We start from the raw sequence: 7,049 nt of genomic DNA, 5'->3' as shown, positions 1-7,049 counted from the left end.
TAAACCTATTCACGTAATTGAAGGGCCGTTAATGGATGGCATGAACGTGGTAGGTGATTTATTTGGCGCAGGTAAAATGTTTTTACCACAAGTGGTTAAATCGGCGCGCGTAATGAAACGAGCCGTAGCCTACCTAGACCCATTTATTGAAGCCGAAAAAGAAGAAGGTTCAACCAATGGTAAAATAGTGATGGCGACCGTAAAAGGCGACGTACACGACATAGGTAAAAATATTGTAGGCGTGGTACTACAGTGTAATAACTACGAAGTTATTGATTTAGGCGTAATGGTACCTGCCGATAAAATACTGCAAACCGCCATCGACGAAAAAGCCGATATTATTGGTTTATCGGGCTTAATTACCCCATCGCTTGACGAAATGGTGCACGTAGCAAAAGAAATGAAACGCCGTGGTTTTGAACTGCCGCTACTCATTGGTGGTGCAACTACCTCTAAAGCGCACACCGCAGTAAAAATTGAGCCGCAATATGACAAAGGCGTTGTGTATGTAAATAACGCAAGCCGTGCAGTTGGTGTGGTTTCAAACTTACTATCAAAAGACATTAAACCTGACTTTTTAGCTAAAACTAAAGCTGAATATGTAAAAGTACGCGAGCAACAAGCGCGTAAAAAACCACGCTCTAAGCCTGTTACAATCCAGCGCGCACGCGATAACGCAGCAAAGCTTGATTGGGATAACTACACACCACCAGTGCCTAAAAAGCTGGGCGTGACCGAGTTTAAAAATGTACCAATTGCTACTTTGCGTAAATACATAGATTGGACGCCATACTTTATGACGTGGTCAATTGCCGGTAAATACCCGCGCATAATGGACGATGAAGTAGTAGGCGAGCAAGCGCAAAGCTTATTTAAAGACGCTAACGATATGTTAGACGACCTTGAAAAAGCAGGCAGTTTGCAACCACTTGGTGTAATTGGTTTATTCCCGGCTAACCGCGTGGGTGATGACATAGAAATATACACCGACGAAACACGCAAAGAAGTATTAACTACTTCGTGCCATTTACGTCAGCAAACCGAAAAAACCGACTTTGCTAATTATTGCCTAGCCGACTACATAGCACCAAAAGGCACGCCTGATTACTTTGGCGCGTTTGCAGTAACGGGCGGCCTAGAAGAAGACGACTTAGCAAATGCGTTTGACGCACAGCAAGACGATTACAACAAAATAATGGTTAAAGCCGTAGCCGACAGGCTCGCCGAAGCGTTTGCAGAATACCTGCACGAAAAAGTACGTAAAGAGTATTGGGGTTTTGCACCAGACGAAAACCTAGCAAACGATGAGCTAATACGCGAAAACTACCAAGGTATTCGCCCTGCGCCAGGTTACCCAGCGTGCCCAGAGCACACCGAGAAAAAGAAAATTTGGCAGTTGCTCGATACCGAAAAGCGCATTGGTATGCAGCTAACTAGCTCGTACGCCATGTGGCCAGGTGCTGCTGTTTCGGGTTGGTACTTCTCACACCCTGAGGCTAAATACTACGCAGTAGCCGCTGTGCAAAAGGATCAGGTAGAAGACTACGCTAAGCGAACCAATATGACGCTTGAAGAAGCTGAACGTTGGCTATCGCCTAACTTGGGGTATGAGCCGGAATAAAAGCGAAAAGGTTAAATAGCGAAGCGGTCAAAGGTTAAAGCGGTCAGTTTTTAGCTTTCAGCTATCAGTAAAACAAAAACGAGCCAAATTGGGCTCGTTTTTGTTTTAAAGTTTATTAGTGAGCAACTCATTTATTTTATTCGTAACATCTTTTGGAGTTGGTTTAGTCGTTTGGTGTTTTAACCAATCTATTAGCTCCACTCTGACTTTAAAGCCTTCTTTAATGCAATAGCTTTGGGAGCTTACCCAAATATCAGGTGCACCAATTGAGCCTCGGCCATACCAATTACAAATACTATAACCTTCACTCTCAATTTTATTTTCAATAATGTTAGTGTAAACGGGTATGGTAACAACCATAACTAATAAAGTTATTCCACACAGTTTGAACCACTTATTCAGTAGGCTTGGGCTAATTTCAGTGTTCTTAATTTTTAGCCAGAGTAAGCCTGTTAGCGTCCCAAACATTGGAACGCACAAAATTAAACTTGGGCTAAAGCTGCGTTCTTTAAAAATGAGGGCGTTGTTGTTTAAAGCTTCAATTACTGACGATACTTCAACCCATGCCGCAAAAGGTGAGGCTATGGTAAAAATTAAAAACAGTATAAATAAAAAAGCATGTTTAATATTTTCGCTTAAAGTTAATTTTTCAGATGTCATTAAATTATCGTAATTCATTTTAAGAAAGGTAAACCGAAAATTCGGTGCATAAATTCTATGGGGCTTTCTTCATACAAGCGTTGAGCATCATGCAATTGATTTTGTGCTCTTTGTATATTACTTTTTAAGTTTTTTTCCGCTACTCTTAAGCTTGAAGCAATTTTTTCAGATAACTCATCACTATCGATAAAAGTATAAGCAAAAAAAGTTAATGCAGTACCAATCACTATTACAGCTATCATCGGACCTACAGCAACAACAGCAGCTGTGCCTACAATAGAAGAGACAGCATACCATGCAATGCTAGATGATGTAGCGGCAATAGCAACATCAACAGAGAAACCACCTATAAAGTCGTGCCACAGCTTCTCATCATTAACTAATTGTTCTACTGTATGAAATCCTGCAGATATAAGAATGCTAACCAAAAAGCCTGTTTTAATTGATTTTTTTGCGCCGAGTTTACCTATACCAAATGATACAAGTTGTGGGTTGTTCGCTAAATAGCGAGTTCCAGTGAGGTGCCGTCTTAGACCTGGATAACCTTTGAAAATTATATAGTTTTTCCCTGAATAACTTTTTACTTTAAAAGTATCAAAAGCTTTTCCGCTTCTTTTCATTTCTGTTGCTATAGCCGTAACTGCAACTATATCCATCCCAATTGGAATAAGGCCTGAACTATTTTTTATCCAGTCTCTATAAAGTGGCCATAAGTCAGATGAAATATTATTTTTCTCAAATACAGTCTCAAACCAATTAATAATTTTACCAGGACTTTGCCCAGCAAGCTTTTTTAGGCTAACAATATAATCAACAAATTCAGATGCATTCATGTGAACTAGATTATACTGGTTTGACTTTAAGGTTGCAGATAACTGCTTTTCTTTTTGGCGGCTTCTAAGATCTTCCCTGGCGGATATTAACATTTTATTTCCCTATAAATAGTATGTACCTATAATGCATCTATATTATACAATTTGTATGTATAGTCAAAGTTTAAAGTCGGGATTTAGATTTTTAACTCAAAATTATAAATGTCTTAAACATTTAACTTTAAACGATAACACTCAAAACTTTTTATTTGTTACATATTAATAGGCTATTAATGAAGTATCTAAATTACATCTTACTTTGCATATATCTATTTTTCACATCGAACACATTTGCGCTTGAGCAGAAATATCACGAGAGTGTTTTACCTGTTATTGCTGCTTTTAAAACGCAGGATAAAACTGCGATTGCTGCGCATATTCGCTACCCTCTAAAAAGGCAATATCCATTGCCTGACATTAAAAATGAAGCTGAGTTTATTAAACGCTTTGATGAAGTGTTTGACGATGAACTTGTTGCCGTTATTGCCAGTTCAAACATTAATACTGATTGGGAGAAAGTAGGTTGGCGCGGTATTATGCTATATAACGGTGTTTTGTGGGTAGATACAGACGGCAAAATTATAACTGTAAATACTCAAAATGTTAAAGAGCAAGCATTTGCTGAACGATTAATTGAACACGATAAGCAATCTCTGCATTCAAGTGTTAATACTTTTAAAAAACTAATACTCAATTGGAAAACGGCTAACTACCATATTCGCGTTGATGATCTAGACGATGGGAATTACCGTTATGCTGTATGGAGTATTGATAAAAAAATTAGCGAAAAGCCCGACATGATTTTATTAAACGGTGATATTACCTTTGAGGGTAGTGGCGGGAATCATCACTATACGTTTAAAAATGGACGTTACAGTTATGTGTTACAAGTAACCATTATTGGTTGTGATACATCACCGCCAGGCTGGCTTGAAGTTTACAAAGACGAACAACGGGTTTTATCTGAAGATGTTATAAGCGCTATTTAATTTAGTATTAGCAACTTACTTAATAATGAGTAATGTTTTTTAGTACCAAACGTTCTAGTAATTAGTATTTTAATAAAATAGTTCTAAGTGGTAGGCTAAAAAGTAGTAAGTAAATTAAAACCGTCCACGCGCTGTAGGGAGTCGTCCTGTAAAGCGCTTTGCAAGGAGTCTAGTATGATCACCCTTACCATTAATGGTAATAAACATGAGTTTTCTGGCGACCCGTCAACGCCAGTATTATGGTACCTGCGAGATGAATTGAATTTAACGGGCCCTAAATTTGGCTGTGGTATGGCACAGTGCGGTGCGTGTACTGTGCATATTGATGGGGTAGCGCAGCGCTCATGTGTATTACCGGTATCGGCTGTAGTGGGGCGCAATATTACCTCTATTGAAGGGCTAAGCGAGCAGGGCGATCATCCAGTGCAAAAAGCGTGGGTTGAGCATAAAGTGCCGCAATGTGGATTTTGTCAGTGCGGACAAATTATGCAAGCGGCAAGCTTATTAGCAGCTAACCCCAACCCAACTGATGATGAAATAGTGAGTAATATGTCGGGCAATATTTGTCGTTGTGGTACATACCCACGTATTCATAAAGCGATTAAGTCGGCGGCTAAAACCATGGCGGGGGTTGAATATTTTGACCCTAATGAACAAGGGGAAGAGGTATGAAAAACGACAATACGTACTTTGACCTAAACCGCCGCCAATTTTTAAAAACTAGCGCAATAGGCGCATTGGTATTAGGCACATATTTTGTAGGCAGTGCGCCAAAAGCATTTGCTGGCGTGTTAGAGCAACCGTCTGAGCAAGCAAAACGTGCTAACTTATTTATAGCTCTGCGCCCCGATGGCATGGTTGAAATAACCTGCCATCGCTCTGAAATGGGTCAGCAAATTCGCACCGCGATTGCACAAATAGTTGCCGATGAAATGGAAGCCGCGTGGGATAAGGTTATTGTTATTCAGGGTAAGGGCGACCCTAAATACGGCGATCAAAATACCGATGGCTCGCGCAGTATTCGCTACAACATGAAGCGCCTGCGTGAAATGGGCGCAAGTGTGCGTTACATGATGCAGCACGCTGCCGCTAAGTATTGGAAAGTTGACCCGCAGACCTGTACAGCCAATCAACACGTTGTTACACACAGCTCAGGTAAATCGCTTACTTATAAAGATTTAATCGACTTAGCGCTTACAATAACGCCACCAGAAGCTGACAAACTAACACTTAAAACACGCAAAGAATGGCGCTACATTAATACTGGCATGGCGCACATAGATTTAGCCGATTTAGTAACAGGTAAAGCAATATTTGCAGCCGATGTACGCGNGCCCGCCGGTAGTAGGCGGTGTTGTTAAGTCATTTGATGCCAGTGCTACAAAAGCGATAAACGGCGTTGTAGATGTTATTGAAATTCCTGCACCAAAAGGCGCACCGCAGTTTCAGCCAAAAGGCGGTATTGCGATTATAGCTAAAAACACATGGGCTGCATGGCAAGGGCGTAAAGCATTAAAAGTCGTATGGGATGATGGCAAAAATGGCGATTACAATTCAGAAGAATTTAAAAAGTCATTACTAAAAACAGTACAAACTCCACAGGCAAACATACGTGATAAAGGCGATGCCATGGGCGTGTTGGCTAAATCGAGCAATAAACTCGTAGCTGATTATTACGCGCCGCATCTTGCTCAAGCACCAATGGAGCCGCCGTGTGCAACAGCTATGTACAACAAAGATAGTGTTGATATATGGGCTGCTACGCAAAATCCACAANGCTGCAATGCTTGGCATGGATGAGAGCAAAATTAATGTTCACGTTACTATGCTCGGCGGCGGCTTTGGGCGTAAGTCAAAACCTGACTTTTCAGCAGAAGCAGCTTACCTTTCAATGAAAGTAGGCAAACCTATTCGTGTGCAGTGGACGCGTGAAGACGACATACAACATGGCTTTTACCATGCAGTTTCAGCTCAGCACATTGAAGCATCGCTAGATAAAAATGGCGCTATAGAATCTTATTTACACCGCACCGCGTTTACACCCATAGCATCTACTTTTAAAGATGGTGCAGCCACTCCTATGAGCGGTGAACTGCGCTTAGGGTTTACCGATAACCCAATTAACACACCTAACATGAAGTTAGAAAACGGTGATGCGCAAGCCAAAGCACGAATTGGTTGGATGCGCTCTGTATCAAATATTTTTCATGCCTTTGCTATTCAGTCATTTATTGGCGAAGCGGCGCACAAAGCCGGTCGCGACCAAAAAGACTATTTACTAGACACCATAGGTCCGAGTCGCATTGTTGATGTAACTGAGCAAAATGCCACATACGATAATTACGGTGGCGATAAAGAGGTTTACCCTTTAGATATTGGCAGACTGCGCCATGTTATTGAAAAAGTAGCTGACATGAGTAAATGGGGGCGAGAACTTCCTAAAGGGCGAGGTTTAGGCATAGCAGCACACAGAAGCTTTTTAACTTACGTAGCTACGGTAGTTGAAGTAGAGGTGTCGGATGCTGGCGATTTAAACGTAATTAAATCGTGGGTTGCCATTGATGCGGGTACGGTTGTAAACACCGACACCGTTAAAAACCAAACCCAAGGTGGCTCTATTTACGGAATTACAACTGCAATCAGCGATGGTATTACCTTTGATAAAGGGCGCGTACAGCAAAGTAACTTTCATGATTATCGCGTACCGCGTATGAGCGATTCACCTCTTGAGATTGACGTTGAAATTGTACAAAGCGATGCACCACCAGCAGGGGTAGGAGAGCCATCTACACCAGTTTATGCGCCAGCATTATGTAATGCTATTTTTGCAGCGTGTGGAAAGCGTATTAGGCAGTTACCAATAGGTGACCAGCTAAAAGCGTAACTAAATAACCTACAGCTTAAACA

Annotated in this window: 5 protein-coding genes and 1 pseudogene; 4 read left to right on the top strand and 2 right to left on the bottom strand. The window is 41.2% G+C overall.

What is annotated here, in order from left to right; genetic code table 11:
* A partial coding sequence (locus tag L656_RS1000000123695) for a vitamin B12 dependent-methionine synthase activation domain-containing protein (protein WP_446727529.1) occupies positions 1 to 1,621 on the top strand: 1,621 nt, incomplete at its 5' end.
* Positions 1,622 to 1,726: 105 nt separating this feature from the next.
* Here L656_RS1000000123695 and L656_RS0103985 read toward each other — a convergent pair.
* Both L656_RS0103985 and L656_RS0103980 read right to left on the bottom strand, forming a co-directional pair.
* Complete coding sequence (locus tag L656_RS0103985; protein WP_024596761.1) at positions 1,727 to 2,299, bottom strand: hypothetical protein; 573 nt, start codon at positions 2,297 to 2,299, stop codon at positions 1,727 to 1,729.
* The gene (locus L656_RS0103980) at positions 2,296 to 3,207 is read right to left on the bottom strand and encodes a hypothetical protein (RefSeq protein WP_024596762.1); all 912 of its coding nucleotides are present in this window, start codon (positions 3,205 to 3,207) and stop codon (positions 2,296 to 2,298) included. Before L656_RS0103980 ends, L656_RS0103985 begins: the two co-directional genes overlap by 4 nt.
* Before the next feature lie 179 nt (positions 3,208 to 3,386).
* On the opposite strand from L656_RS0103980, the gene L656_RS0103975 reads away from it, so the two are divergent.
* The 3 genes and pseudogenes from L656_RS0103975 to L656_RS01000000121885 all read left to right on the top strand — a co-directional run bounded on the left by L656_RS0103975 (position 3,387) and on the right by L656_RS01000000121885 (position 7,026).
* Positions 3,387 to 4,142: a hypothetical protein gene (locus L656_RS0103975; protein ID WP_024596763.1), complete on the top strand. Its 756-nt coding sequence runs from the start codon at positions 3,387 to 3,389 to the stop codon at positions 4,140 to 4,142.
* 174 nt (positions 4,143 to 4,316) lie between these two features.
* On the top strand, positions 4,317 to 4,814 hold the full coding sequence (locus L656_RS0103970; RefSeq protein ID WP_024598265.1) for a (2Fe-2S)-binding protein: 498 nt from the start codon (positions 4,317 to 4,319) through the stop codon (positions 4,812 to 4,814).
* Positions 4,811 to 7,026: pseudogene (locus L656_RS01000000121885) on the top strand (molybdopterin cofactor-binding domain-containing protein). Before L656_RS0103970 ends, L656_RS01000000121885 begins: the two are co-directional and overlap by 4 nt.
* Positions 7,027 to 7,049: the final 23 nt, after the last annotated feature.

The organism is Pseudoalteromonas sp. TAE56 (assembly GCF_000497955.1).
Classification (GTDB): Bacteria; Pseudomonadota; Gammaproteobacteria; order Enterobacterales; family Alteromonadaceae; genus Pseudoalteromonas.
This window is presented reverse-complemented; position numbering and strand designations above follow the sequence as displayed.

What these genes read in the sequence shown, in the direction of transcription:
- L656_RS0103985 (WP_024596761.1), bottom strand. Translation starts at nt 2,299, where the DNA reads ATGAATTACGATAATTTAATGACATCTGAAAAATTAACTTTAAGCGAA.
- L656_RS0103980 (WP_024596762.1), bottom strand. Translation starts at nt 3,207, where the DNA reads ATGTTAATATCCGCCAGGGAAGATCTTAGAAGCCGCCAAAAAGAAAAG.
- L656_RS0103975 (WP_024596763.1), top strand. Translation starts at nt 3,387, where the DNA reads ATGAAGTATCTAAATTACATCTTACTTTGCATATATCTATTTTTCACA.
- L656_RS0103970 (WP_024598265.1), top strand. Translation starts at nt 4,317, where the DNA reads ATGATCACCCTTACCATTAATGGTAATAAACATGAGTTTTCTGGCGAC.